Origin of the sequence: Pseudomonas asturiensis (genome assembly GCF_900143095.1) — a bacterium.
In the GTDB taxonomy this organism is placed as follows: domain Bacteria; phylum Pseudomonadota; class Gammaproteobacteria; order Pseudomonadales; family Pseudomonadaceae; genus Aquipseudomonas; species Aquipseudomonas asturiensis.
Map to the genome: position 1 here is coordinate 1 of NZ_FRDA01000014.1, position 26,970 is coordinate 26,970.

Consider the following 26,970-nt stretch of genomic DNA (forward strand, 5'->3'; position numbering starts at 1 on the left):
TACTCAGTCGAAGGGTTGTGCCTGGAAGTCAGTCTTCGTGAGCAAGCTCACTCCCACAGGTTGAAAACCGGTTCATCAGCCAGTGGGAGCGGACTTGTCCGCGAAGGGGCCGGTGTATTCAGTAGAAGGGTAGCGTCTGGAAGGCAGTCTTCGTGGACAAACGGAACGCCGCCCGGTCCACTCCTGCCAGGCTGAAAACCGGTTTCAGCCAGTGCGGACCTGGCGGCGTCTTAGATGCGGTGGGACCTCCCATCCTCACCCATGAACCCTCACCCACACGGTCACCAGAAGCGTCGCGGCGATTAGCCAGGCGACAGCAGCCAGCGCCAGCGAGGCTTCCAGGCGAAGCCGGTCAACCAGCAGGTAAAGCGCTGCGAGGTAGACGAAGTAGGGGATGATCGACCACATGCCGAACAGGATGGTGGTCTTCAGATCATCCAGTGAGCGGCCTTTGCCGACGATGTAGTGGGCAATCAGTGCAAAGGTCGGGAACAGCGGCACCAGCCCCGCGATGTAGTAATTGCGTGTCTTGGCCAGCGCCGCAAGGATCACCACAACGGCTGCGCCCAGCAGGGCCTTGAGTACCAGATCCAACACAATCTCCTGTTGCTATGACGCCATTGCGCTTTGATTGAAAGGCTTAGAGCCCGTATTTTTTGACCTTGTCGAACAGCGTGGTCTTGGCCATGCCCAGCTCCTGACTGGCCTGGCTGAGGTTGCCGCCGCTGCGTTGCAAGGCTTCACTGAGCAGGTTGCGCTCGAACGCTTCCACCGCCTCGGCAAATCCCAGACTCTGATTTTCGATCACCGTGCCGGTTTGTTTGAACGCAGGCAGGCCCAGGGAAAAACGCTCGGCCACGTTGCGCAGTTCCCGCACGTTGCCCGGCCAGTCATGGCTCATCAGGCTGGATATGGTCTGGCGATCCAGCGCCGGGGGCTCACGGTCGAAGCGCAGCGACGACAACTGCAGGAAGTGCTCGAACAGTTGCAGGATGTCCTCGCGTCGTTCGCGCAGTGGCGGAAGTTCGAGGGTCACCACATTCAGGCGGTAGTACAGGTCGCTGCGAAACTGATTGGTCTTGCCCAGCGCATTCAGATCGGACTTGGTGGCGGCAATGACCCGACAATCCACTGCCACGCTCTGGTTGGAGCCCAGGCGTTCCAGGGTGCGTTCCTGCAGGACGCGCAGCAGCTTGATCTGCAGATTGATCGGCATGCTTTCCACTTCATCGAGGAACAGCGTGCCGTTGTCGGCGTGTTCGATCTTGCCGATTCGGCGTTTTCCTGCACCGGTGAAGGCATTGGCTTCATGGCCGAATATTTCGGACTCGAACAGGCTTTCCGCCAGTCCTCCGCAGTTGAGGGCCACGAACTGGCTGTTCTTGCGTCGGCTGAAGTCGTGCAGGCAACGGGCGACCAGCTCCTTTCCGGTGCCGGTTTCGCCTTCGATCAATACATTGGCCGAGGTGTCGGCGACATTGGCGATCAGGGCGCGCAGGTTTTGCATGGCCGGTGAGCGACCGATGATCTTGCCTTCCAGCGAATTACGCTCGGCCAGTTGCCTGCGCAACGACCAGACTTCCCGCGCCAGTCCACGCTGTTCAAGCGCACGACGTGTGACGTCGACCAGACGCTCGGGTGAAAAAGGTTTCTCCATGAAGTCATAGGCACCGTCGCGCATGGCGCTGACGGCCATCGAAATATCGCCATGCCCGGTGATCAGCACCACGGGCAACGTGCTGTCGCGCGCCTTGAGCCGGCTCAGCAGCTCTAGCCCGTCGATGCCCGGCAGACGAATATCGCTGATGACGATGCCCGCAAAGTTGTCGCCGATGCGCAGCAAGGCTTCTTCGGCGCTCGGCACACCTTCGCTGGCGATGTCTTCCAGCGCCAGTGCCTGTTGGCAGCCCAGCAGCACATGCGGATCGTCTTCAACGATCAGCACGGTCAGGTCACTGTTGATGTTCATGGGTGTTGTCTCATGTCGGCTCGCCCGGGCGAGGTTCGGTTGGAGCGCCTTCGATGAACGGCAGGCACAGGACAAAAGTGGTGCCGCCGTCGGCGGGGTGCTCTGCACTCAGGCTGCCTCCCGCCGCGGCGGCCAGGCTTGCCGACAGCGTCAGGCCCAGCCCGAGGCCTTGTTCGCCCGGTTTGGTCGTAAAAAAGGGTTCGAACAGATGCTTGCGGGCCTGGCTGTCGATGCCATGGCCGTTATCGCGCACCAGCAGGCGGTAGCGCCCGTCGACGATGGCGCCCTCAAGCCAGAGTTCGGGGTGTGGCTGCGCATGCATGGCATCGAGTGCGTTGCCGATCAGATTAACGAGAATCTGCTCCAGTCGGGTTTGATCGATGGCCAGTGTGGCGTCGGCAAACGCCTGATGCAGCGTCAGCGCGGATTGCTCCAGGCGCACCGCGAGCAGCTGAAGCGCAGCGTCCGTGGCCTTGCTCAGTCTGGCCTGCCCCTTGTCGTCGCCACGTCGTGCGAAGGCGCGCAGGCTGGCCGTGATACGTCCCATGCGGTCTACCAGGTCATTGATGGTGCGCAGGTTGGCGCTTGCCGTCTCCAGCGCGCCCCGTTCCAGAAAGCGCACGGTATTGCCGGACAGTGTGCGAAGAGCGGCCAATGGCTGATTGAGTTCATGGGCAATGCTGGTGGACATCTGCCCGATAGCGGCAAGTTTGCCGGCCTGAACCAGTTCATCCTGGGCTTTGCGCAGTGTGTCTTCGGCCTGTCTTCGTTCGCGGATCTGCGCCTTGAGCCGTTCGTTACTGGCGCGCAGGTGTTCGGTACGTTCGGCAATCTTGCGTTCCAGCTCATTGTTGGCGGCCTGCAGGGCTTCACGTGCGGCCAGTCGGGTGGCAATCACTTTACGGCGCTCGTTCCAGGCGATCAGCAGAAACGCCACCAATGCGCAGGCTACGGCCACCAGCATGCCCTGGCTCGCGGCTTCACGGCGCAGGTCTTCAAGGGGGGTGAGCAGGGTCAGGTGCCAGGGGCTGTCGCTCAACGGGCGCGTCTGCGCCAGGTAGCTGACCTGGGTATGTTCGCGGTCCACGCTGACATTGGCCGGAAAGGTGAGTTTCTCGACGCCTTCGGAGAGGGACTCACGCTCCAGCGGGACCAACTCGTTGAGTGGCCACCAGTAATATTGCAGGCTGCGCGCCAGACGTTCCTTGATGTCCGGCGTCAGCGGGCGCACCGATTTCAGGCGGCGCGCCGGGTCGCTGGACAGAATGATGATGCCGTTCTCGTCGCTGACAAAGGCTTCCAGTCGCGCCCGCTGCCAGCGCTCCTCGAGGGCCTCCAGACGAACCTTGATCACGGCGACGCCGATGATCCGGCCTTTCTCTTCAAGACCGTGTGCCAGGTAATAGCCCGACTCGCCGGTGGTGGTGCCAATCCCGTAGAACCGTCCGGGCAGACCGCGCACGGCATCCTGAAAATAGGCACGGAAGGAAAGGTCTTCACCTTGATAACTGTCACTGTCGCGCCAGTTGCTGGTCGCCAGAACGCGGCCGGTCGTGTCCAGAACATAGATGGCCCGGCTGCGGCTGCGGCGGTTCAGGCCTTCCAGGTACCGGTTGACCTGCTGCTGCAGCTCGGGGCCTGGATCGTTGAGCAACTGCGAAACGCTGGATTCCAGTTCCAGAACGCTGGGCAGGTAGGTGTATTTGCTGATCTCGCTTTCGACTGTGCGCGCGTGCAGCTCCAGTTGACGTTCGCCGCTTTCGCTCAGGTTCTTGATGCCCTTGTTTTCGCTGACCAGATACGTCACGTAGCCGAGCCCGATCATCAGGAGGAAGATCAGCGGAGGCAGGAACAGTTGGCGAATCAGACGGGGTTTCACGGCGAGTGATGGCGGGGCTGCGCGATAGAGAGTGGGGTCGCATTTCATCACAGTCGTCCTGAACCGAACAGCTACCCGTGCTGCACGGGTAGCTGGCGATGTAGTGCTTAGTGCTGGAGGATCTTGGCGAGAAATTGCTGAGCGCGTTCGGAGCGGGCGGTCACGTCGCCGAAGAACTCCTCCTTGGCGCAGTCTTCAACGATCTGTCCCTTGTCCATGAAGATCACGCGATTGGCGACCTTTCGAGCGAAGCCCATTTCGTGGGTCACGCACATCATGGTCATGCCTTCGTGGGCCAGTTGCACCATGACATCGAGCACTTCGTTGACCATCTCCGGGTCCAGCGCCGAGGTCGGCTCGTCGAACAGCATGACCACCGGGTCCATTGCCAGTGCGCGGGCAATGGCTACGCGCTGCTGCTGACCACCGGAAAGCTGGCCGGGGTGCTTGTGGGCATGTTCGGACAGGCCCACACGATCCAGCAGTTTCAGGCCTTTCTCGGTGGCTTCAGCCTTGCTGCGGCCCAGTACCTTGATCTGCGCGATGGTCAGGTTTTCGACGATGGTCAGGTGCGGGAACAGCTCGAAATGCTGGAACACCATGCCCACGCGTGAGCGCAGTTTCGGCAGGTTGGTCTTGGAGTCGGAAATCGAGGTGCCATCGACCACGATATCGCCCTTCTGGAACGGCTCAAGGGCGTTCACGCATTTGATCAGGGTCGATTTGCCGGAACCGGACGGACCGCACACCACGACCACTTCGCCCTTGCTGACCTCAGTGCTGCAATCGGTCAGTACCTGGAAGTCCCCATACCACTTGTTGACGTTCTTGATGGAAATCATACGGCGAACCTTTTTTGCAAACGCTTCACCAGCAATGAGGCTGCGAAGCTGATCGTGAAATACACCAGACCGGCGATGACCAGGAACTCGTTGGCGCGACCAATGATGTCGCCGCTGGCGCGCGAGGCATTGAGGAAGTCAACCAGGCCGACGGTGTAAACCAGAGAGGTGTCCTGAAACAGAATGATGCTCTGTTGCAGCAGCAGGGGCGTCATCTTGCGAAAGGCCTGAGGCAGGATGATCAAACGCATCATCTGCCCATAGTTCATGCCCAGCGCCTGGGCTGCGCCCATCTGCCCCTTTGAAATCGACTGCACGCCGGCACGTACGATCTCGCAGAAGTAGGCTGCCTCGAACATCATGAAGGCCACGACGCAGGAGGTGAACGCACCGATCGGGGTGTCTTCCCCGGTAATCCAGCGCAGCACGAAGGGCACTGCCAGGTAGAACCAGGTGATCACCAGCAGCAGCGGGATCGAGCGAAAGTAGTTGACGTAGGCGCCCGCCAAATTGGCCAGCAGCTTGTTCGAGGACAGTCGCATCAACGCCAGAAGGGTGCCGAGCACCAGACCGCCGACGACACCCATCGCCATCAGCTTGAGGGTCATGACCATGCCGTTCCACAGACCCGGAAGGGCCGGAACAATGCCAGTGAAGTCCATTATTTACCTCCCACGGAAATCAGGCCGGGCACGGCGACTTTCTTCTCGATCACGCGCATCAGCAACATCAGGCTCATGTTCAGCGTGAAGTAGATGAGGGTGGCCAGGGTGAAGGCTTCGAACAGGTTCGCGGAAAACTCGGCGGTCTGCTTGGTCTGTGCAAGCAACTCCATCAGGCCGATCAGCGAGGCGACCGAGGAGTTCTTGAACACGTTCAGGAATTCGGAGGTAAGCGGCGGAATGATGATGCGATAGGCTTGCGGCAGCAGCACGTTCCAGTAAATCTGCGGCAGCTTGAACCCCATGGCGCGTGCGGCCGATTCCTGGCCTTTTGGAAGCGCCTGGATGCCGGTACGCACTTGCTCGCAGACGCGGGCAGCGGTGAACAGTCCCAGGCAGACCACGACGCTCAGAAACGCCGAGGTCGTCGGGTTGAGATCTTGCTTGTACCACTCCTGCAGGTTTTCAGGCAGCAGGTCCGGCACCAGAAAGTACCAGATGAACAGCTGCACCAGCAGTGGCACATTACGAAAGATTTCCACATAAATCGTGGCAATGCCCGATACCAGACGGCTTGGCACGGTGCGCATGACACCCAGCACCGAGCCCAGTATCAAGGCGATGATCCAGGCGACGACTGCAATGGCGATGGTCCAGCCCAGACCGGATATGAACCAGTCCAGATAGGTTTCGCTGCCGACGCCGGTGGACTTGAAGAACACGCCCCAGTCCCAGTTGTAATTCATCAGGGTCTCCCCCTCTTGTTCTATTGCTGTCGAGATGCACGCAGTGTCGGGTCCCGAGCGGATGATTCAGTCCGCTCGGGGAGCAATCGGTTCAGCGAGGCTGAACCGAAGCATCAGGCTTTCTTTTCTTCAACTGCTTTAGCAGTCTCTGCCGCCTGGTCTGTCGGGTTTTTGATCAGCTCCTGGATTTTCTCGCTCATCGGGAAATTAAGGTTCAAACCTTTTGGCGGAATCGCAGACTTGAACCACTTTTCGTAGATGGTGTTGATGTCGCCCGACTTGTAGGTAGCAACGATGGCGTCGTCCACGGCTTTCTTGAACGGTGCATCGCCTTTTCGAACCATGCAGCCATAGATTTCATAGGATTGCGCGGTGCCGGTTACGGCCCAGTCATCCGGCTTCTTGGCCTTGGCCATTTCGCCTGCCAGCAGCGCGTCGTCCATCATGAAGGCGACAGCACGGCCCGATTCCAGCATCTGGAAGGACTCGCCATGGTCTTTGGCGGAGATGACGTTCATGCCCATCTGCTTGTCGGCGTTCATCGCCTTGAGGATGCGCTCGGACGTGGTGCCAGCGGTGGTCACGACGTTCTTGCCCTTCAGGTCGTCGAAGTCCTTGTAGCTGGAATCTTTCTTGGACAGCAGACGGGTGCCGACTTCGAAGATGCCGACCGAGAAATCGACCTGCTGCTGGCGCTCTACGTTGTTGGTGGTGGAACCGCATTCCACATCAACGGTGCCGTTCTGAACCAGCGGGATACGGGTCTGGGACGTGACCAGGTTGTACTTGACCTTCAGGTCAGGCATGTCCAGTTCTTTCTTGATGCCTTCAACGATCTTCAGCTGGATGTCGTGGGAATAACCCATCGGCACGCCTGAGGCGTCAGCAATGTAGGAGAACGGAATAGAGGCGTCGCGGTGGCCGAGGGTGATGGTGCCGGACTCTTTGATCTTCTTCAGGGTGCCGGTCAATTCAGCCGCGAACACTGGAGTGCTAATCAGAGCGGCAGCGATTGCTGCGCCCAACAGATGGGGAACGATGCGCATCGATGAATCCTCGATTTTCATTTTTTATTGATAGGACGCCCTGAGGTCGCCCATTTCTTAACGATTGCCTCAACGGCGTCCTGGTCAGACACACGCGATTGTCGAAGCTGCCGATGCAAAAGGTAGAGCATGAGTCGTGCCAAGCTATTTGGATCGGCTCATGTCTTTGAAAATAAAGAATTTTTACCGGGTAGGGCGGTGCCGGGATGCCATTCGACGTCCGGGAAGCCGAACTTGAGGCTGACGGCTGTTCGGAAAACCGAATGATCGGGGGCTAAGGGGGGAAATGAAGTGTTACTACGGGAAAGATGTCATTTGCAGCGACAAAGGCACTGTTAGGGTCAGCTACGCGATAGGTCGCCGCAGAAAACGGAGAATGGGAAGTGGCCTGCCTGACAACCACGTCGGCAACCCGCTTCCCATAAAAACCTTTCTTCAGCCAGTGATGTGTTACGTAAACAGGGCGTTGTGCCTGCTCACGCCGCCTCGATCGCCGCCTTGTTGCGTGCAACCGTTTCCAGATAGCTGCGTACAGCCGCCTGTTCTTCCGGCGTGGTGAACAGACCCAGCTTGGTCCGACGCCACAGGATGTCTTCGATGCTGGTGGCCCATTCCTGATCGCACAAGTAATCGACCTCGCGGGCATACAGACCGCCGCCCAAAGGCTGGCCCATGTCTTCCAGGCTCTGCACGCCTTCCAGCAGACGCCAGCTACGGCTGCCATAGGTGATCGCCCAGCGTTTGGCGATAGGTGCCGGCAACCAGGTATGACGCCGGGTCAACTCGTTCGCCAGTGCCTCTGGCGTGGTCATGTCTTCACCACCTGGCAGTGCGGATTTTGCCGTCCAGCTTGGTTTCATCTGCGTGAAGAACGGGGCCAGTTGCGCCATGGCCGACTCGGCCAGCTTGCGATAGGTGGTCAGCTTGCCGCCGAACACCGACAGGATGGGCGCTTCGTCGGCACCGCCAGACAACGACAACGTGTAATCACGCGTGATCGCCGACGGGTTGTCGGACTCGTCATTGCACAGAGGGCGTACGCCTGAGTAGGTGTGCAGCACATCGGCGCGGGTCAGTTGCTTCTTGAAGTGGTCGTTGGCCACTTTGAGCACGTAATCCATCTCGGCTTCGGTGATCTCCACTTTGTTCGGATCACCCTGATATTCACGGTCGGTGGTGCCGACAATGGTGAAGTGCTCCATGTACGGGATGGTGAACACGATGCGCTTGTCTTCGTTCTGCAGAATGAAAGCGTGCTCGCCTTCATATAGCTTGGGCACAATCAAATGGCTGCCCTGGATCAAGCGAATGCCGTAGGCCGACTCAAGCTTGAGGTCTTCACGAATGAACTTGGCCACCCACGGGCCTGCGGCGTTGACCAGCGCCTTGGCGTGAATCGAAAACAGGCTGCCGTCGCTGCGTTCCAGGTGCAAGTGCCACATGCCTTTGATACGGCGCGCGCTGACGCAACGGGTCTGGGTATGGATGTGTGCGCCGTTTTCCCGCGCCGCCATGGCGTTGAGCACGACCAGACGGGCGTCATCGACCCAGCAGTCAGAGTATTCGAAACCACGGGTGATGCTGGAATTCAGCGGGCTGTCCGCGCCGAAACGAATGGTGCGCGAGGCGGGCAGCTTTTCACGCTTGCCCAGGTGGTCATACAGGAACATGCCGGCACGGATCATCCACGCCGGACGCAGATGCGGACGGTGCGGCAATACAAAACGCATCGGCTTGACGATATGTGGTGCTTTGGCCAACAGCACCTCACGCTCTGCCAGCGCCTCGCGCACCAGACGGAATTCGTAGTGTTCCAGATAGCGCAGGCCACCGTGGATCAGCTTGCTGCTGGCCGACGAAGTGTGACTGGCAAGGTCGTCTTTCTCACACAGGAAGACCGACAAGCCTCGACCGGAGGCGTCTGCCGCAATCCCGACGCCATTGATGCCACCACCGATCACGGCGATGTCGTAGACCTCGGAGAGAGGGGCGGCGGTTGTCGCGTGGGTCTGGGGCATTGTTGGCCTCCTGAAGAATGCTTGAGTCTGACTCGAAAGGCGAATCTGAACATTAATGTTCACTTTCGAAAATCATAGCTCAATAAAAATCCCCTAGCCAGCGAGTATTGATTGAAATTACTGATGAAGACTGTAGAAAAGAACAAAAATGAACATTGTAGGACGGGATCGATGGGGGTTCTGAATCGTAGGCAGCGTCTGCGAACAGCGGCCCAGAGCGTTTGATTGAGTCTGCGGCGCAGGTGTTACGGCAGTCGATGCATGACTGCGGGAGACGATTTGCCGGCGAAGCGTTTTTCCAGTCGACCGGTCGGTGCCTGGAATAATGCGGTCATCGGCAAGCCGCCGCCTACCACTCACGTTCCTGCAGCAGGCTCGCGAAAGGCGTCTATTGCTTCATAAGGCTGAATAGCCTGGCCTGCGGCTGTCTTTTCAGACCACTTCAAGCCGAATCTTGTGCTGGGTCAGCAACTGCTGCAGCCCAGGCACGGGCGGCTGGTCGGTCACCAGGCAATCGATCAGCGTGATCGGTCCAAGCCTGACCATCGCATTGCGGCCGAACTTGCTGGAGTCGGCCGCCAGCAGCACCTTTCGGGCGTTGGCAATGATCGCCTGAGACACGCGGACTTCCTGATAATCGAAATCCAGCAGGCTGCCATCCTCATCGATGCCGCTGATGCCGACCAGCGCAAAATCCACCTTGAACTGCGAGATGAAGTCGACACTGGCCTGACCCACCACTCCGCCATCACGGCGCACATTACCGCCCGCCAGCAGCACCTCGAAATCATCCTTGGCGCTCAGGATCGAGGCGACGTGCAGGTTATTGGTGATGATTTTCAGGTTGTTATGGTTGAGCAGGGCGCGAGCAATGGATTCAGTGGTGGTGCCGATATTGATGAACAGCGAGGCGTTGTCGGGAATTTGTGCGGCGATGGCTTCGGCGATTCGCTGCTTTTCATCGCGCATCTGATCCGCACGCATGGCGTAGGCGGTGTTTTCAATGCTGGAGTCGTAGGCTGCGCCGCCGTGGTAGCGACGCAGCAGGGTCATTTCCGCAAGCTGATTGATGTCTCGACGGATGGTTTGCGGGGTCACGACGAACAGCGTCGCCATCTCATCGATGCTGACGTAGCCGCGATCACGGACCAGTTCGAGGATCTGTTGTTGGCGGGGAGGCAGGTTCATTGTTTTTCCTTGGGCGCCCACTGCAAATGGCGCCCATCATGCCGCAGGGACATGGGCTCTGTCAGCCGGAATCCTGCTCACCGCCAGAGCGGGGTGCTTACTCCTCGTTTTCGTGGGGTTCCCAGTCACGGGTACGGGCCACGGCTTTCTGCCAGCCCGCGTAGAGCTTCTCTTTTTGGGCTTCTTCGCACAGCGGTTCGAACACCCGCTCGATCACAGCCTTGTTGCGCAGCTCATCCAGGCTGCTCCAGAACCCGATAGCCAGACCGGCGAGGAATGCGGCACCCAGCGCCGTCGTCTCGCGCATTTGCGGGCGTTCCACGTGCGTACCCAGAATGTCGGCCTGGAACTGCATCAGGAAGTTGTTGGCCACGGCACCGCCGTCCACACGTAGCGACTTGAGGCGTTCACCGGAGTCCTGTTGCATGGCGTCCAGCACGTCCCGAGTCTGGTAGGCGATGGATTCCAGCGCTGCACGGATGATGTGGTCGACTTTCACGCCACGTGTCAGGCCGAACAGTGCGCCACGCGCATACGGGTCCCAGTAGGGCGCGCCCAGACCCGTGAAGGCCGGGACGAGGTAGACGCCGTTGCTGTCCTTGACCTTGTTGGCGAAGTATTCGGTGTCCAGTGCGTCGTTGATGATCTTCAGTTCGTCGCGCAGCCACTGCACGGTCGAGCCACCATTGAAGACAGCCCCTTCCAGCGCATACGCCACTTCGCCCCGCGGACCGCAGCCGATGGTGGTGAGCATGCCGTGCGCCGACTTCACCGCTTTCTTGCCGGTGTTCATGAGCAGGAAGCAGCCGGTGCCGTAGGTGTTTTTTGCCTGGCCTGGCTCAACGCACATCTGACCGAACAGCGCCGCTTGCTGGTCGCCCGCAATACCCGCGATCGGGATGCCGCTCTTGCTGTGACCGTAGACCTCGGACGATGCCTTGACCTCGGGCAGGATCTCACGCGGGATGTCGAGCGCATCGAGCATGCGCTGGTCCCATTCCAGCGTATGGATGTTGAACAGCATGGTGCGCGAGGCGTTGGTGTAGTCGGTGACGTGGACCTTGCCGCCGGTGAATTTCCAGATCAGCCAGGTATCGATGGTGCCGAACATCAAATCACCCTTGCGGGCGCGCTCGCGGCTGCCTTCGACGTTGTCCAGGATCCATTTGACCTTGGAGCCTGAGAAGTACGGGTCGATGACCAGCCCGGTGGTGTCCTTGATGTATTCCTCAAGACCGTCGCGCTTGAGCTGCTGGCAGATTTCGGTGCTGCGACGGCATTGCCAGACGATCGCGTTATAGATCGGGCGGCCGGTATCGCGTTCCCAGATCACGGTCGTTTCGCGCTGGTTGGTGATCCCGATGGCAGCAATCTGGTTGTGGTGCAGATCGGCCTGGGCCAGCGCTTTGGTCATGCACGCGGTCTGGGTGGCGAAGATTTCCATCGGGTCGTGCTCGACCCAGCCCGCTTGCGGGTAATGCTGGACGAATTCGCTTTGGGCAGTGCTCACCACATTGGCGTCGCGGTCGAAGATGATGGCCCGCGAGCTGGTGGTGCCCTGGTCAAGGGCAATGATGTAGTTCTTGTTCTGTGTGTCAGTCATGTCGATTGCCTTGCATTATTGGGTGGAATTCAAGATGACGCTTGAGCCTTGCCGCGAACCGCGTGGGTATCTTTGAGGGTGTTCTTTTCGTTTTCAACAGGGGCGGCGTCAGGCAGGTGACGCGCAATCAATGCGCGATAGCCCGCTGCGCCCAGGCAGGCACCCAGAATGGGCGCAAAAATCGGAACCAGAAAGTAGGGTATGTCACGACCGCCGGTAAACGCTATCTCGTCCCATCCTGCGATGAACGTCATCAGCTTGGGGCCGAAGTCTCGTGCCGGGTTCATGGCAAATCCGGTCAGCGGACCCATGGCGCTGCCGATCACGGCGACCAGGAGGCCGATCAGCAGTGGCGCGAGCGGGCCGCGAGGCAGGCCGTTATTGTCATCGCCCAGCGCCATGATGACGCCCATCAGAATGGTGGTGATGACCATCTCGACCAGAAAGGCCTGGCCTACGGAAATGGCAGGGTTGGGATAGGTCGAGAACACCGCCGCCAGTTCAAGGCTCTGCTCACTGCCACGAATGATGTGGTGGGCATGTTCGAAGTCGAAAAAAAGGCTGATGTACAACAGGTACACAAGACCTGCACCGCAGAACGCGCCGGCGACCTGCGAGGCGATATAAAAGGGCAGTTTTCGTTTTTCGAATCCGGCAAACAGGCTTAGCGCGATGCTGACGGCCGGGTTGAGGTGCGCCCCTGAAATGCCCGCGCTCAGGTAGATGCCCATGCTGACGGCCATGCCCCAGATGATGCATATTTCCCAGAGCCCTAAGGTGGCACCCCCGACCTTGAGCGCTGCAACGCATCCGGTCCCGAAAAAAATCATCAGCGCGGTGCCCAGAAATTCCGCAGTACATTGTCCGGTCAGAGTCGGTTGTCGGGTTGTGATGGTCATGAATACCTCATTCTTGTTTTTGTTGCGGCACCGTATGCAGGCACGGATGCCCATTATCTCGGCGCTTCAGAACGCACTGGGCTTCTGATCACTGAAGCGAGTTATACCGAAAATCAGCGTTCGATAATATTCGTAAACGAAAAAATATAGACAAGAAAGAACCCTGTCAAAGGTCGGAACTGAACGGTCACGGAAAAATATCATGCTCGGGGCTTAGTTCGTTTCTGCATGTTTTGTAGGAAAAGTCTTTATGGTTTTAAATAGCCATCAGTGTTGCAGGCATTGCCAATCAAGGTGCTTGCCGATTATTTGCCTTAAAGTAATGACTGCCTTGAACTGCCCGGAGTGATAAATGACCCCCGCCTTGGATTTATTGAAAAAAGTTCGCGCCGAACATCGCATTCATAGTTATGAGCACGACCCCAAAGCGGCCTCGTACGGTCTGGAGGCAGCAGAAAAGCTGGGGCTGGAGCCTGCGCGGGTGTTCAAGACGCTGTTGGCGAGCACTGAAAAGGGCGAATTGCTGGTGGCGGTGGTGCCGGTCGTCGGAACGCTTGACCTCAAGGCGCTGGCACAGGCGGCCGGGGCCAAGAAAACCGAAATGGCCGACCCTGCGGCCGCGCAACGCTCGACCGGTTATCTGCTGGGGGGCATCAGCCCGCTAGGGCAGAAAAAGCGCTTGCGCACCTTCATCGACGAAACGGCAACACCGTTCGAGACAATATTTGTCAGTGCGGGGAGACGAGGGCTGGAAGTTGAACTGTCAGCGCAGGTGCTGGCGACCCACACCAACGCCGCCTTCGCAGCGATCGGTCGCGAATGAGTGACTGTTCAGACGCTGACCGAATGCGTGGCCACACTGCCGGGCGCGGCGAACAGAACCAGATGATCGGCGGCGACCTGAATACCCACGTCTTCGCCCGTCATGTGATCGGCATGGCTGGGGAAAATCGCTTCCAACTGACTGCCCGTCGGTAACTGCAGGCGATACAGGGTTGAAGCGCCCTGGAAGGTACGGCCGATGACCCGAGCTTTCAGCGGGCTTTGCGGCGCATGGATAATGTCGTCCGGGCGCAGCAACACATCCACTGCGCTGCCGCTCACGCCAGGATACGCCCGGTTACCGCGCAGTACACCCAGTTCTGTGTGGACGGACTCATGGTCGATCATCTGTCCGCGAATGAAATAGCCCTGACCAATGAAGCTGGCGACATACGGTGTCTGCGGTTCATGGTACAGGTTGTAAGGCGTATCCCACTGTTCCAGCCTGCCTTCTTTGAAAACACCTACGTGGTCACTGACCGCGAATGCTTCTTCCTGATCATGGGTCACCAGAATCGCACTGGTGCCACGGGCCTTGAGGATATCGCGTACTTCATGGCTCAGGCGCCTGCGCAGTTCGCCGTCCAGATTGGAAAACGGCTCATCCAGCAACAGCAGTTGGGGTTCTGGCGCCAGGGCGCGAGCGAGCGCTACGCGTTGCTGTTGTCCGCCGGAGAGTTCGTGCGGATAGCGCTTGCCCAGACCGCCCAGGTTGACCAGTTCCAGCAGTTCACTCGTCACCTGTTCAAGGCGCGGGTGCTTGCGAATCCCGAACGCGACGTTTTCAACGACGCTCAGGTGGGGAAACAGTGCGTAATCCTGGAACACCATGCCGATCCGGCGTTTCTCTGGTGCCAGCGTCCAGCCCGGACGAGAAATCACTTCACCTGCCAAGGTGATTTCGCCCGCGTGGACAGGCTCGAAACCGGCGATGGCACGCAGTGTCGTGGTCTTGCCGCAGCCCGAGGATCCCAGCAGGCAGCCTATATCGCCGGCGTTGAGGTGCAGATTGAGGTCCTGCACCACACGCTGGTCCTGATAGCCGCAGGCCAGATTACGCAGGTTCAGCAGCAACGACTGACTCATGCGGGCTGGCAGGCTGGCGCGACGAGAAACTCCAGGAGCGCCTTCTGGGCATGCAGACGGTTTTCTGCCTGATCCCAGGCCACCGAGCGCGAATCGTCGAGCAGATCGACACTGATCTCTTCGCCACGGTGAGCGGGCAGGCAGTGCATGAACAGCACGTCCTTGTCGGCCAGGTCGAGCAACGCGCGAGTGACCTGAAACGGCGCAAACAACGCCATGCGTTTGGCGGTTTCTTCTTCCTGTCCCATTGAGGTCCAGACGTCGGTGCTGACCAGATGCGCGCCTTCGACTGCAGCTTTCGGGTCGCGAACGATCGTCACGCGGTTACCGGCCAGCGTCATGAATTCAGGATTGGGCTCGTAGCCCAGCGGGCAGGCCACACGCAAGTTGAAGTCGAACTTGATCGCTGCCTCTATATAGCTGTTGCACATGTTGTTGCCATCACCGATCCAGGCCACCGTCTTGCCCTTGATCGAGCCGCGATGTTCGAGGAAGGTCTGCATATCGGCCAGCAGCTGGCACGGGTGCAGATCATCGGACAGGCCGTTGATCACTGGCACTCGAGAGTTGGCGGCGAACTCGATCAGGTTGTTGTGGGCGTAGGTGCGGATCATCACCGCATCGAGCATGCGTGACATGACCTTTGCGCTGTCGGCAATCGGCTCGCCACGCCCCAGTTGCGTGTCGCGGTGGGACAAAAAGATGGCCTGACCGCCCAGCTGGATCATTCCGGCTTCAAAGGAAAGACGGGTACGTGTCGAGGATTTTTCGAAAATCATCCCCAGCACCCGATTCTTCAACGGTTCAAAAAGCACGCCGCGATTTCGCAGGTCTTTAAGCTCTACGCCACGACGGATCAAGCCCAGGAGTTCGTCTGGGGTGTAATCCATCATCGAGAGAAAGTGCCTGGCGTTCATGATTAACTACCTTTTTTGCAACAGACCGCAAAATGTCAAAGCCGGGTTTTATCGGGAAAACGGGCGAGATCAGCGGAGAAAGCCGCACTAGGCGACGAATAAGGAAGGCGCGATAGTATAAAAAAATGTCGCGTCTTACCAATGCCATACGTAACTTGGAACATTGCCATGTGTATCGGCGTCAGGATCAATGTCGGGTCTGAGGCCTGATCCGGGCAAAACCCTGATGGCTCAGATGAAGGCTAATAGCCATCTAGTCATTTTCCAAAGGCAGCATTTGTACACTGCCCAAACCGGGCTTGGCAATTAGTACCCATCCTGTAACAGTCCCTCAGGCAAATGCGACCTGCTTCACGCCGTTTGAAGCAGAGCCATTTCCTTAATTTCGGGCGTAGGTTATAAAGCGTTGTCGTACCATCATTTGATCGGGGAGATTGGGAATGGACTCAAAAGAGCGTCAATTAACGGAACTGCTCGGGCTGACTGCCCGTACCTTGACCCACCTGACAGCTTCCATGACCTCAATGTCTTTCGAACTGCTGCGCAGTGAAGACGAGGTGACGCGTTCTGCAGGTCGTCGCATGATCGATCGCATGGCCACCATCAGCTCGGGGCTCGACGAACACTGGCGCCTGATCGGCGATCTGACCGGCGTGCACGTGGCCCAGGAGCAAATCGAGACCGTGACCGAAATCCAGTTGCAGCGCAAAGTGGTTACCCCTATCGGCGGCTAATGATCGAGTCCATCCGCCCGCCTGATGCACCCTGATTCATGAGACGAACCCGAGTGGCGCAGGTCCCCGTCACGCACCATAGTGTCTGTTCCGCAATCGATGGATTGCCATGACAACACTATGAGGCAGCGATGAGCCGGACCGAACACCACCGTGCCTGTCATCTGTGTGAGGCCATTTGTGGTCTGACCATCGAAACCGCCATTGAGCCTGACGCCACGCGTCGCATCACTTCGATCAAGGGTGATCCGCTCGACAGCTTCAGTCGCGGCCATATCTGCCCGAAGGCCGTTGCGCTTCAGGACATCCAGAACGACCCGGATCGCCTGCGCCAGCCCATGCTGCGTTCAGGCGATCAATGGCAACCGATTGCCTGGCAGGATGCGTTTGATCTGGTGGCCGAGCGATTGTCTGCCCTTCAGCAACGCGACGGACAAAACGCGGTGGCGGTCTATCAAGGCAATCCCAGTGTTCACAATTACGGGCTGATGACCCACAGCAACTATTTTCTGGGTCTGCTCAAAACACGTAATCGTTTCTCCGCGACGTCCGTCGATCAGTTGCCTCATCACCTCACCAGCTTTCTGATGTACGGCCACGGCATGCTTTTGCCGATTCCGGACATCGATCACACCGACTTCATGCTGATCCTGGGCGGTAACCCGCTGGCGTCCAATGGCAGCATCATGACTGTTCCCGATGTGGAAAAACGCCTGAAAGCCATCCAGGGCCGTGGTGGCAAGGTTGTGGTGGTCGATCCTCGGCGCAGCGAGACCGCAGCCATTGCCGATCAGCACCTGTTCGTGCGGCCCGGCGGTGATGCTGCGTTGCTGTTCGGACTGCTTCACACCCTGTTCGAAGAGGGGTTGACCCGCGAAAGCCATTTGCCGGTCGAGGGGCTCGATCAGGTACAGGCAGCCATTGGAGCATTCAGTGCCGAGGCCATGAGCGCGCGCTGCGGCATCGCTGCGCAGCAGATCCGTCAACTGGCCCGGGACTTCGCCTCAGCCGACAAAGCCGTCTGCTATGGGCGCATGGGTGTTTCCACTCAGGCGTTCGGCACGTTGTGCCATTGGCTGGTGCAGCTCATCAATCTGGTCACTGGCAACCTGGATCGTGTGGGCGGCGTGCTCTGCACCCAGCCCGCGGTGGACATTGTTGGCTCCACGTCCGGCGGGCATTTCAACCGCTGGCAGAGCAGGGTCTCAGGTTTGCCCGAGTACGGCGGTGAATTGCCGGTATCGGCGCTTGCCGAAGAGATGCTTGTGGAAGGGGAGGGGCGCGTGCGTGCGCTGGTGACGGTCGCGGGCAACCCTGTTTTGTCGACGCCCAACGGGCGCCAACTGGAAAAGGCGCTTGAGGACCTGGAGTTCATGGTCAGTATCGACCTGTACATCAACGAAACCACGCGCTACGCCGACCTGATCCTGCCTTCGACGTCGGCACTGGAGAACGATCATTACGACACCACGTTCAATACCCTTGCGGTACGTAATGTCACGCGCTTCAATCGCGCGATTTTCGATAAGCCCGAAGGTGCATTGCACGACTGGGAAATCTTCGTCGGTCTGGCCGAGGCGTTCGCCACCCGAACCGGCAAAGAACTGAAACCGACAATGCCGCCTGCGCAGATGATCGATTACGGATTACGCAGCGGACGCTACGGTGACGCTTCCGGGCATCAACTCTCGCTGGCGACGCTTGATGCCCATCCCCATGGACTTGACCTTGGTGCGCTGCAACCCAACCTGCGCGAACGCTTGAAAACCGCCAACGGCCACGTCCAGGCCGCGCCTGACGTCATCATGGCCGACCTCGCCCGCTTCAAGGACTCCGCCGTTGTGCCGGCTGGCGAATTGCTATTGATCGGACGCCGGCATGTGCGCAGCAACAATTCGTGGATGCACAATTATCACCGCCTGGTGAAAGGCAAGCCGCGGCATCAACTGTTGATGCATCCCGACGACCTCAGCAGTCGTGGCCTGAGCGACGGGCAGCAGGTGCAGGTCAGTTCGCGGGTCGGCACGATCGAGGTTCAGGTGCTGGGCAGTTCGGACATGATGCCGGGCGTCGTGAGTTTGCCCCATGGCTGGGGTCATGCTCGTCAGGGTGTGCGAATGGAGATTGCGTACAACCAGCCTGGCGTCAGTGCCAATGACCTGACTGATGAGCGGCTGCTCGATGTGCTTTCCGGCAACGCTGTGTTGAATGGTGTGCCGGTGCAGGTCGCCGGTTGTTAAGCTTCAAGGCAGAGCGTCTGACTCGGGATTCCGTTACAATGCGCCACCGTGCCGACAACTGAGTCGGAAAATTCAGCCGAGGTGCTTCATGGATATCATCGAAACGATCAAAGAGCAGATTGCCAACAACACCATTCTGCTTTACATGAAAGGCGCTCCGAACGCGCCACAGTGCGGTTTTTCGGCCAAGGCTTCCCAGGCATTGATGGCGTGTGGCGAAAAATTCGCGTACGTCGACATCCTGCAGAACCCTGAAATCCGCGCCAACCTGCCCAAGTACGCCAACTGGCCGACTTTCCCACAGTTGTGGGTGGCCGGTGAACTGGTCGGCGGCAGCGACATCATCACCGAGATGATGGCGGACGGCTCGCTGCAAGAGCTGGTCAAGAACGCATCGGCCGCCAAGGCCGAGTAAAACCGCACGGTGATGGATCGGTTGTAACAGGCCGATGCATCAAGCGGTTTTAAAGACAAGAAAAAGCCCGCTCTCCAATGGAGGCGGGCTTTTTCATTGCAGCGTGTCCGACGATCAGTCGCCCATCTGCGATTGCAGGTAGTTTTCGATACCTACTTTGTCGATCAGGCCCAATTGGGTTTCCAGCCAGTCGATGTGCTCTTCCTCGGACTCGAGGATATCTTCCAGCAGTTCACGGCTGCCGAAGTCGCCAACGGTTTCGAAGTGGGCGATGGCTGCTTTCAGGTCAGCCAGACCTTTCTGCTCGATCTTCAGGTCGCACTCAAGCATTTCCTTGGTGTGCTCACCGATCAGGATCTTGCCCAGGTCCTGCAGATTAGGCAGGCCTTCAAGGAACAGGATGCGCTTGATGATCTTGTCAGCATGCTTCATCTCGTCGATGGACTCGTGATACTCGTGCGCACCCAGCTTTTTTAGACCCCAGTCTTCATACATGCGCGCATGCAGAAAATACTGGTTGATGGCGACCAGCTCGTTTCCGAGGATCTTGTTGAGATGCTGGATGACTGTAATGTCGCCTTTCATGTTCGCGGTCCTGCCAATGGCTTGTGTATATAAGCCGCGAGTGTGAGCTGCCCTTGAATGTCTGTCAAACCTAAGTTGTTGAATAATAAGTGAAATTAAATAGGAATAAGAATGTTTGAGTTCCGCATCTTGACGCTAAGCGCTTGAATTACAGGCATAAAAAAACCGGACATCAAGTCCGGTTCTTCGAAATGGGGTAATCAGGCCGCTGTAAATTCTGTGGTATAGGCCAGTGCAGCGTGACTGCTTTGCAGCTCGGTCAGGGTATCACGCACCACTTCCTTCGCCAGGCAGGCGCATTTGCCGCACTTGCTTGCAACACCCAGCGTCTCGCGAACTTCACGATAACTGCAGCAGCCTTCCAGAATGGCTTCCCGGATTTGACCGTCAGTAACACCTTGGCAGAGACAAACATACATAAGCTATGGACCATCGCTGGTTTATGGCTGGGTGATCAGGAGACTAATGGTAATGAGAATGCTTGTCAAAACTGTTTTGGGTTAGATTCAGGCAGAGCGATGAGTGGTCATCCTGATTTGGACGTCGAGCAGGTTTACTGGCGGGGGAAACATGAAAAAACCGGCACAAGGCCGGTCTGTTCATCAGCAGGGCATGACTCAGTCGTCGAAGTCTTCCCAGCCGCCCATTTCCTTCCAGCGATTGACGATGCCGCAGAACAGCTCGGCAGTCTTTTCCGTGTCATAGCGGGCCGAGTGGGCTTCACGGCCGTCAAAATCGATACCGGCGGCCTGACAGGCCTTGGCCAGTACGGTCTGACCGTAAGCCAGGCCCGCCAGTGTTGCGGTGTCGAAGCTTGAGAACGGGTGAAACGGGTTGCGTTTCATGTCCAGTCGAGCGACGGCAGCGTTCAGAAAGCCAAGGTCGAAGCTGGCATTGTGGCCGACCAGCACCGCGCGCTTGCAGCCATTGGCCTTGAGAGCCTTGCGCACGCCACGGAAGATATCGGTCAGCGCGGTCTCTTCGCTGACCGCCATGCGCAGCGGGTGATCGAGCTTGATACCGGTGAACTCCAGCGCAGCGGCTTCGATGTTCGCGCCTTCGAACGGCTCGACGCGGAAGAAATGCGTGTGCTCCGGGAACACGAAGCCTCTTTCGTCCATGCCGATGGTGACAGCTGCAATTTCCAGCAGCGCATCGGTGGCTGAATTGAAGCCACCGGTTTCTACATCGATGACGACCGGCAGGTAACCGCGAAAGCGGGCAGCCATCGGATGGCGTGATCCAACGCCACCACCATGACCTTCCAGTTCGTCGTCGAAATGATCTTCACTCACGCGTTTTCCTCCAGGCGCCAGCGCAGTTTTTCACCTGCGCGCAGCGGTATTACGGACAACTCGCCAAACGGCAGGCTGGCAGGGGCGGTCCACTCTTCACGCACCAGCGTGATGGTGTCCTGGTTGGCAGGCAGGCCGTAGAACGCCGGACCGTGAAGGCTGGCAAAGCCCTCCAGTTGGTCCAGGGCATTACGTTGCTCAAAGGCTTCTGCGTACATTTCGATGGCAGCGTAAGCGGTGTAGCAGCCGGCGCAACCACAGGCCGCTTCCTTGGCATGTTGCGCATGCGGAGCGGAGTCTGTGCCCAGGAAGAACTTGCCGTTGCCACTGGTAGCGGCATCGAGCAGGGACGACTGGTGCGTGTTGCGCTTGAGAATCGGCAGACAATAGAAGTGCGGCCGAATACCGCCTACCAGCATGTGGTTGCGGTTATAGAGCAGGTGGTGCGCGGTGATGGTCGCTGCGACATTGGCCGATGCTTCGTTGACGAACTGCACGGCCTCGCCGGTGGTGATGTGTTCGAACACCACTTTGAGCGTCGGGAAGCGTTCGACAACGCGTCGCAGGTGTTCATCGATGAACACCTTCTCGCGATCGAATACGTCGATTTCGCCCCGCGTGACCTCACCGTGCACCAACAGCAGCATGCCGACTTCGGCCATGGCTTCAAGCGCAGGGAAAATCTTGTCGATGCCGGTCACGCCCGAGTCGGAATTTGTCGTGGCGCCAGCCGGATACAGCTTGGCCGCGTGGACAAAACCGCTGGCCTTGGCGGTGCGCACGTCTTCCGGCGTTGTCTGGTCGGTGAGGTACAGCACCATCAACGGCTCGAAGCGGCTGCCGGCCGGGCGTGCAGCGAGAATGCGCTGACGATAGGCATCGGCTTGCTGTGCATTGCGAACGGGCGGCACAAGGTTGGGCATGATGATTGCGCGGCCAAAGGTGCGCGCTACGTCAGCGACGGTGTGGGGCAAAACAGCTCCGTCACGGAGATGGATGTGCCAGTCGTCGGGACGCAGTAGGGTCAGGCGGTCAGACATTGGGGATTCCAGGCGGGTCAAACTCGCAGGGAATGCTACCGGAAAAGACTCTCTCAGGCACCCGCTATCAAGTTTTGTAGGAAGTTACCGATAGCTCGACATAGAAAGCGTTTTTTGTTTCGCGATCATTTCAAGTGGAGCCTCCCGTGCGCCAGCGATATCTAGCCCTGCTCAGCGTGTTCGCCAGCCTTCCAGCGATGGCCATCAGTTTCCAGACGCGTCTGGAGAGCATCGAGTGGAAAGTGGAGGGCGATCAGTTCGAGTGCCGTCTGACTCAGCCCATCACCGATTTCGGTGTGGGTGAGTTCGTGCGCCGTGCGGGTGAGCAGGCCACATTCCGGCTCAAGGCGTCCTACAACATGCTGGGCAACGGTTCTGCGACATTGCTGGCGGCTGCGGCGCCCTGGCAGCCGGGGCGGGGCGACATCAACCTGGGGTCGGTGCGCGTCAGCAACGGCGAAATACCGTTCAATACCTCTCATGCTCAGGCCGGACGTCTGATCAACGGCCTGATGGAGGGACGCACCCCGCTGATCCGTCACTATTCCCGCGATGGCGGGCAGATGGAGGTGCGCCTGCTGCCCGTCAAGTTCAGCAAGGCGTTCACCGAATATCAGGCCTGTACCGCGAAACTGCTGCCGATGAACTTCGATCAGGTCAAACAGGCCGAGGTCGGTTTCCCTGGCGGCGGCATCGAACTGGACGCCGCTGCCAAAGCGCGTCTGGACAATATGGTTGCGTATCTGAAGGCCGACCCGACGGTCAACCATATCGAGCTCGACGGTCACTCCGACAACAGCGGCAATCGCCTGACCAACCGCGACCTGTCACGTCGTCGTGCCCTTGCAGTCATGGATTACCTGAAAGCCCAAGGCATTCCAGAGCAGCAGATCACCTTGCGCTTCCATGGCGAGCGATACCCGTTGGCGCCCAACACCAACAACGCCAATCGCGCACGCAACCGTCGGGTCAACGTTCACCTTGAGCGTGTTGCGCCCGAAGAACGCCCGGTGCCAGTGGCCTCGGCCAGCGCTGCTCACATGTCTTGACAACCCCTCCTTATCTGTCGCGAGGCTGACAAAACCTGTCGCCTCGTCGTCACAAGCTGTCGCGCCCCTGTAAATTTGCTGCTTTGAACGGTAGAATCGTCGGTTTTCCGTACAACGCGGTGGAGTGATGGCATGGCGGACGTAAACAAGGTAGTTCTCGCGTATTCCGGTGGTCTGGATACTTCGGTAATCCTCAAGTGGCTGCAGGACACGTACAACTGCGAAGTGGTGACTTTCACTGCTGACCTGGGTCAGGGCGAGGAAGTCGAGCCTGCACGCGCCAAGGCTCAGGCCATGGGCGTCAAGGAAATCTACATCGACGATCTGCGTGAAGAGTTCGTTCGCGACTTCGTGTTCCCGATGTTCCGTGCCAACACTGTCTACGAGGGCGAGTACCTGCTGGGTACTTCCATCGCACGTCCTCTGATCGCCAAGCGTCTGATCGAAATCGCCAACGAAACCGGCGCTGATGCCATTTCCCATGGCGCAACCGGCAAAGGCAACGATCAGGTGCGTTTCGAGTTGGGCGCCTACGCACTCAAACCGGGTGTAAAAGTGATTGCCCCTTGGCGCGAGTGGGATCTGCTGTCGCGTGAGAAGCTGATGGACTATGCCGAGAAGCATGGCATTCCGATCGAGCGCCACGGCAAGAAGAAATCGCCGTACTCCATGGACGCCAACCTGCTGCACATCTCCTATGAAGGCGGCGTGCTGGAAGACACCTGGACCGAACACGAAGAAGACATGTGGCGCTGGACCAAGTCTCCTGAAGACGCGCCGAATGTCGCGACCTACCTGGAGCTGACTTATCGCAATGGCGATATCGTCGCGCTGGACGGTGTTGAAATGACCCCGGCGACTGTCCTGGCCACCCTGAACCGCATCGGCGGCGAGAATGGTATCGGTCGTCTGGACATCGTGGAAAACCGTTATGTGGGCATGAAGTCCCGTGGCTGCTACGAGACCCCTGGTGGCACCATCATGCTGCGCGCCCACCGTGCGATCGAATCGATCACCCTGGACCGCGAAGTCGCTCACCTCAAGGATGAGCTGATGGCCAAGTACGCCAGCCTGATCTACACCGGTTACTGGTGGAGCCCTGAGCGTCTGATGCTGCAACAGATGATCGATGCGTCTCAGGCGCACGTGAACGGCGTTGTGCGTTTGAAACTGTACAAGGGCAACGTGATCGTGACCGGCCGCAAGTCCGACGATTCGCTGTTCGATGCCAACATTGCAACGTTCGAAGATGACGCGGGTGCCTACGATCAGGCTGACGCTGCAGGGTTCATCAAGCTCAATGCCTTGCGCATGCGCATCGCTGCGAACAAGGGTCGCAAGCTGTTCTGATCCAGTGGTTCGTTCGTTTGAAAATGCAGCCCTGAACGGGCTGCATTCAAAATTCAGGTTCGTTGATCGACCAGTTACGCTTTAAACGTTTTTCCCCTGCCTGCTTTACGTGCCTTTCCCTCGCGTCCTCCGTCAGCCGTTTTCTGCTCGCTCACGTTATTTGCAAAGAGTCCGAAAGGTGAGTTCAGAAAACTCAACAGGTCTTCTTTTTTCAGGCTGTAACGATTCATCAGCGAAAACAGTCTCTTCTCAAACTCCATCTCCTTTGACAGTTGGCTGTTGCCTTTCAGGCATTCCAGTCGCTCCATAAGAGCGTTCAGTTTTTTCTCAAGGTCTCGATACTCGCTTAACTTCGACATGGTGTGTCCACCGAAAGTTGGTTGAAAGAAAGGGTGTGTCACGGGTCAGGCTTTCCGGTGCGGCACGCCGTTTCATACCGCATGGAATGTTTATATATTTCACTGCATGTATAACCGTCTGGCGGCGTGTGCAGCGGCGCTGCATGAGCGTGTTGTGACGGTAAATAAAGCGCCTTGGGATTGAAGTTTATCGTCAGAAAAAACAGCAGCACCAACGCGGAGGGGAACGCGATCAGGAACCAGATATAAATCTGCTGATTGTGTTCGTCCAGGTACGGCAGTACGGCAGTCGCCGAGGCCTCCGATAAACTTGCGAATATCGCAATCATGCTGATCGGGTTCATGACAGGAAGACGATTTTTCATGGGTTGACGTGCTTCTGTGAATGTAACGTTATCGAATAAGGCGCTGATCATGCTGCCTGCCTCAATGCGACGTGCAGTGCGCAGGTATTGGATGATCAGCGCCGCGTCATGGAAGTGTTTTACGGCAATGTTCGGGTGGTGTGCGTTAACGTTATATTGAATGGCTTTTGATCGAACTGCTCCCTTCCGTATCAACGCCCATGTTTAAATGACACCGGTGCGGCCATCGGCTTCCAGCCGAAACTGTGTTAACGGTCCGGTTCGTGGCTGGCAAGTCCGCGTCGCTGGTTGAACTCGAACCGATAGGCCTTGCCGATGTTCCATACCTCGCGAAGGCTCAAGCCCAGTACCTGTGCGATCTCGGGCGCTGTATACCCCAGGCTGGAGTAATGCATCGCGTGGCCGGCAACGACGTCGTCAATATCGGTAGTGTCGTATCGATTCTCCTTCTGGCTTAAACGTATCGGTCGACTGAAGTTAAGTTTTATGCCATTTTCAACCGCCATCTGGCGGATGGCTTTCTTATTCATGCGCAGGGAATACTGAAGGGTGGAAACGCCAGCCCCCTTGGCCACGAGGCCTTTCAATAGTTCGAGTTTGGCGAGTTTTTCAGCCTCAGAATCAAGCGTCGTTTCGCGATTCAATAAAGGGCCTGACGTTTCTGTTCTTTCATCGTCATCAATGACGGCGATGACCCCACCCTGTGCAACGAACGCCTCCACGGCGCTGATCAGATCAAGTCTGGCGGGGTCGTCAGAGGGGTTACAAGCTTTTTTGATGTTCATGGTCTATCCCTTTTTGAACATGGTTATACACATGGCCCCACCCGCGGTTGTGCCCGTCCTGATAGGGCACTGTCCACGGGCCGATGCAGGTGATGGGCCATGTTCATGTCGCCAGAATCCTTTCTGCTCTCGATAACAAGAGTCTATATAAGTGTTGTTTTTATAATGTTGATGCTCGGCAGTGCGTGTCACAACACTTTAATAGTAGTGAAGTGAGTGTGCGCATCAACATTAATGAATGTGCTGTTAAAAAAGTAACGACTGGTAATAAAATTTGCAAGTAAAAAAGTAGAGCGTTACATGAATTGATTTGCGGGTTTTGACGTCGTCTTACGTACTCTATAACGTTGTCTGTAAGTTTTGTAGTACATTTCTTCTTTGCTCGACTGGCTATGGCTTTATAGGTGGATATGGTATTAGCTACTTGTCGGATGAGCTGTTTCTGACAGTCGTCGTAAGACGCCAATGAAGGTTTTCGTAAGAAATACCTGTGCCGGTCGCTGCCTTGATTGGCTCGCAGGCCCGGAAAGTAGGCATCACTATGGGGCGTCGAGCTTTTCGAGAAGTCAACTGGGTGTAGGAAGTTTCTGTAATTTCTGTAGCTGAAGTCGTTAAACATTTATTTGTACAAAACTGCTGCTGTATGCGTGTAATTTCTCAACGGGATCCAATGATGAATGATGGCCATTTACGGGTTAGTCGACCGATATGGGCGCCTTAGAAAGCGTGCCTGTTTCCTTGGCGTTGACGCCAGTGCTCCATCAGGAACGGGATTATCAGACAAGGCGCGTGGGCGTTGGGTCGTTGGAAGTGCACACTGAATGCGGCATGGATATCTGGGCTCGCTTGTTTTTAGACGGTATAGGCATAACGCAAGCCCGGCTTTATGTTCTTTGAGTGTGTGCAAGCAGCTTCTGTTGCAGAAGGTCGCGAACCTGGCTTTACCTGGGGTTGCTATCAGATTCTTCGACCCGTTGTGAGGGGTATTGCTTTACCTCCAACTCATGGGTTCTAACGCCAATGCCTCTATATCGGCGTTCTCTGTGGTCACAAATTATTGGATTCTCAAAAGGAAG

The 26,970-nt window shown here is 57.7% G+C and carries 26 protein-coding genes; 6 read left to right on the forward strand and 20 right to left on the reverse strand.

Annotated elements, in window-relative coordinates; genetic code table 11:
• Positions 1-255: 255 nt before the first annotated feature.
• From BUB69_RS20960 to BUB69_RS21010, 11 genes are all read right to left on the reverse strand, one after another.
• Entirely contained in the window at positions 256-594 is a 339-nt protein-coding gene (locus tag BUB69_RS20960) for a GlpM family protein (protein ID WP_073170099.1), read from the reverse strand.
• Between the two features lie 46 nt (positions 595-640).
• Entirely contained in the window at positions 641-1,969 is a 1,329-nt protein-coding gene (gene aauR / locus BUB69_RS20965; RefSeq protein WP_073170101.1) for a two-component response regulator AauR, read from the reverse strand.
• A 10-nt stretch (positions 1,970-1,979) separates the two neighbouring features.
• Positions 1,980-3,896 (reverse strand): two-component sensor histidine kinase AauS, encoded by a 1,917-nt coding sequence (aauS, locus tag BUB69_RS20970; protein WP_073170103.1) that lies wholly within the window; start codon positions 3,894-3,896, stop codon positions 1,980-1,982.
• 59 nt (positions 3,897-3,955) lie between these two features.
• Positions 3,956-4,690, reverse strand: a complete 735-nt coding sequence (locus BUB69_RS20975) for an amino acid ABC transporter ATP-binding protein (RefSeq protein WP_024686849.1) — start codon at positions 4,688-4,690, stop codon at positions 3,956-3,958.
• Positions 4,687-5,355: an amino acid ABC transporter permease gene (locus tag BUB69_RS20980; RefSeq protein ID WP_175561817.1), complete on the reverse strand. Its 669-nt coding sequence runs from the start codon at positions 5,353-5,355 to the stop codon at positions 4,687-4,689. Before BUB69_RS20980 ends, BUB69_RS20975 begins: the two co-directional genes overlap by 4 nt.
• Positions 5,352-6,098: an amino acid ABC transporter permease gene (locus tag BUB69_RS20985; RefSeq protein WP_073170107.1), complete on the reverse strand. Its 747-nt coding sequence runs from the start codon at positions 6,096-6,098 to the stop codon at positions 5,352-5,354. The genes BUB69_RS20980 and BUB69_RS20985 overlap by 4 nt, the downstream gene beginning before the upstream one ends.
• 113 nt (positions 6,099-6,211) lie before the next feature.
• A complete protein-coding gene (locus tag BUB69_RS20990; RefSeq protein ID WP_073170109.1) occupies positions 6,212-7,144 on the reverse strand; it encodes a glutamate/aspartate ABC transporter substrate-binding protein in 933 nt (310 codons plus the stop codon).
• A 476-nt stretch (positions 7,145-7,620) separates the two neighbouring features.
• Positions 7,621-9,162 (reverse strand): glycerol-3-phosphate dehydrogenase, encoded by a 1,542-nt coding sequence (glpD, locus tag BUB69_RS20995; protein ID WP_073170111.1) that lies wholly within the window; start codon positions 9,160-9,162, stop codon positions 7,621-7,623.
• A 432-nt stretch (positions 9,163-9,594) separates the two neighbouring features.
• On the reverse strand, positions 9,595-10,350 hold the full coding sequence (locus BUB69_RS21000; RefSeq protein WP_073170113.1) for a DeoR/GlpR family transcriptional regulator: 756 nt from the start codon (positions 10,348-10,350) through the stop codon (positions 9,595-9,597).
• Positions 10,351-10,447: 97 nt separating this feature from the next.
• Positions 10,448-11,953 carry a glycerol kinase GlpK gene (gene glpK, locus BUB69_RS21005; protein ID WP_073170115.1) on the reverse strand — a complete coding sequence of 502 codons (1,506 nt, stop codon included), beginning with the start codon at positions 11,951-11,953 and terminating at the stop codon, positions 10,448-10,450.
• A gap of 29 nt (positions 11,954-11,982) precedes the next feature.
• Complete coding sequence (locus BUB69_RS21010; RefSeq protein WP_073170117.1) at positions 11,983-12,852, reverse strand: MIP/aquaporin family protein; 870 nt, start codon at positions 12,850-12,852, stop codon at positions 11,983-11,985.
• Between the two features lie 352 nt (positions 12,853-13,204).
• On the opposite strand from BUB69_RS21010, the gene ybaK reads away from it, so the two are divergent.
• Positions 13,205-13,675: a Cys-tRNA(Pro) deacylase gene (gene ybaK, locus BUB69_RS21015; RefSeq protein WP_073170119.1), complete on the forward strand. Its 471-nt coding sequence runs from the start codon at positions 13,205-13,207 to the stop codon at positions 13,673-13,675.
• Positions 13,676-13,683: 8 nt separating this feature from the next.
• Here the strand turns inward: ybaK and BUB69_RS21020 are convergent, their stop codons facing one another.
• Positions 13,684-14,760 carry an ABC transporter ATP-binding protein gene (locus tag BUB69_RS21020; RefSeq protein ID WP_073170121.1) on the reverse strand — a complete coding sequence of 359 codons (1,077 nt, stop codon included), beginning with the start codon at positions 14,758-14,760 and terminating at the stop codon, positions 13,684-13,686.
• Entirely contained in the window at positions 14,757-15,677 is a 921-nt protein-coding gene (gene argF, locus BUB69_RS21025) for an ornithine carbamoyltransferase (RefSeq protein ID WP_073170122.1), read from the reverse strand. Before argF ends, BUB69_RS21020 begins: the two co-directional genes overlap by 4 nt.
• A gap of 440 nt (positions 15,678-16,117) precedes the next feature.
• On the opposite strand from argF, the gene BUB69_RS21030 reads away from it, so the two are divergent.
• The 3 genes from BUB69_RS21030 to grxD all read left to right on the forward strand — a co-directional run bounded on the left by BUB69_RS21030 (position 16,118) and on the right by grxD (position 19,066).
• Positions 16,118-16,411, forward strand: a complete 294-nt coding sequence (locus BUB69_RS21030) for a hypothetical protein (protein WP_024686861.1) — start codon at positions 16,118-16,120, stop codon at positions 16,409-16,411.
• 131 nt (positions 16,412-16,542) lie between these two features.
• Entirely contained in the window at positions 16,543-18,651 is a 2,109-nt protein-coding gene (locus BUB69_RS21035) for a molybdopterin oxidoreductase family protein (RefSeq protein ID WP_073170124.1), read from the forward strand.
• A gap of 88 nt (positions 18,652-18,739) precedes the next feature.
• The gene (grxD, locus tag BUB69_RS21040; RefSeq protein WP_073170126.1) at positions 18,740-19,066 is read left to right on the forward strand and encodes a Grx4 family monothiol glutaredoxin; all 327 of its coding nucleotides are present in this window, start codon (positions 18,740-18,742) and stop codon (positions 19,064-19,066) included.
• Between the two features lie 114 nt (positions 19,067-19,180).
• Here grxD and bfr read toward each other — a convergent pair whose 3' ends face one another.
• The 4 genes from bfr to pyrC form a co-directional block, all read right to left on the reverse strand.
• On the reverse strand, positions 19,181-19,651 hold the full coding sequence (bfr, locus tag BUB69_RS21045; RefSeq protein WP_024686864.1) for a bacterioferritin: 471 nt from the start codon (positions 19,649-19,651) through the stop codon (positions 19,181-19,183).
• 200 nt (positions 19,652-19,851) lie between these two features.
• Positions 19,852-20,070 (reverse strand): bacterioferritin-associated ferredoxin, encoded by a 219-nt coding sequence (locus BUB69_RS21050; protein WP_004881868.1) that lies wholly within the window; start codon positions 20,068-20,070, stop codon positions 19,852-19,854.
• A gap of 198 nt (positions 20,071-20,268) precedes the next feature.
• Entirely contained in the window at positions 20,269-20,946 is a 678-nt protein-coding gene (rnt, locus tag BUB69_RS21055; RefSeq protein ID WP_024686865.1) for a ribonuclease T, read from the reverse strand.
• Positions 20,943-21,986 (reverse strand): dihydroorotase, encoded by a 1,044-nt coding sequence (pyrC, locus tag BUB69_RS21060; RefSeq protein WP_073170128.1) that lies wholly within the window; start codon positions 21,984-21,986, stop codon positions 20,943-20,945. Before pyrC ends, rnt begins: the two co-directional genes overlap by 4 nt.
• A gap of 146 nt (positions 21,987-22,132) precedes the next feature.
• Here pyrC and BUB69_RS21065 point away from each other — a divergent pair, with 146 nt between their 5' ends.
• Both BUB69_RS21065 and BUB69_RS21070 read left to right on the forward strand, forming a co-directional pair.
• Positions 22,133-23,035: an OmpA family protein gene (locus BUB69_RS21065; RefSeq protein WP_073170130.1), complete on the forward strand. Its 903-nt coding sequence runs from the start codon at positions 22,133-22,135 to the stop codon at positions 23,033-23,035.
• A gap of 132 nt (positions 23,036-23,167) precedes the next feature.
• Positions 23,168-24,385 (forward strand): argininosuccinate synthase, encoded by a 1,218-nt coding sequence (locus BUB69_RS21070; RefSeq protein WP_004881872.1) that lies wholly within the window; start codon positions 23,168-23,170, stop codon positions 24,383-24,385.
• Positions 24,386-24,459: 74 nt separating this feature from the next.
• Here the strand turns inward: BUB69_RS21070 and BUB69_RS21075 are convergent, their stop codons facing one another.
• From BUB69_RS21075 to BUB69_RS21085, 3 genes are all read right to left on the reverse strand, one after another.
• On the reverse strand, positions 24,460-24,744 hold the full coding sequence (locus BUB69_RS21075) for a hypothetical protein (protein ID WP_073170132.1): 285 nt from the start codon (positions 24,742-24,744) through the stop codon (positions 24,460-24,462).
• Between the two features lie 38 nt (positions 24,745-24,782).
• Complete coding sequence (locus BUB69_RS21080; RefSeq protein ID WP_073170134.1) at positions 24,783-25,160, reverse strand: hypothetical protein; 378 nt, start codon at positions 25,158-25,160, stop codon at positions 24,783-24,785.
• A gap of 197 nt (positions 25,161-25,357) precedes the next feature.
• Complete coding sequence (locus BUB69_RS21085) at positions 25,358-25,894, reverse strand: hypothetical protein (protein WP_073170137.1); 537 nt, start codon at positions 25,892-25,894, stop codon at positions 25,358-25,360.
• Between the last annotated feature and the right edge of the window lie 1,076 nt (positions 25,895-26,970).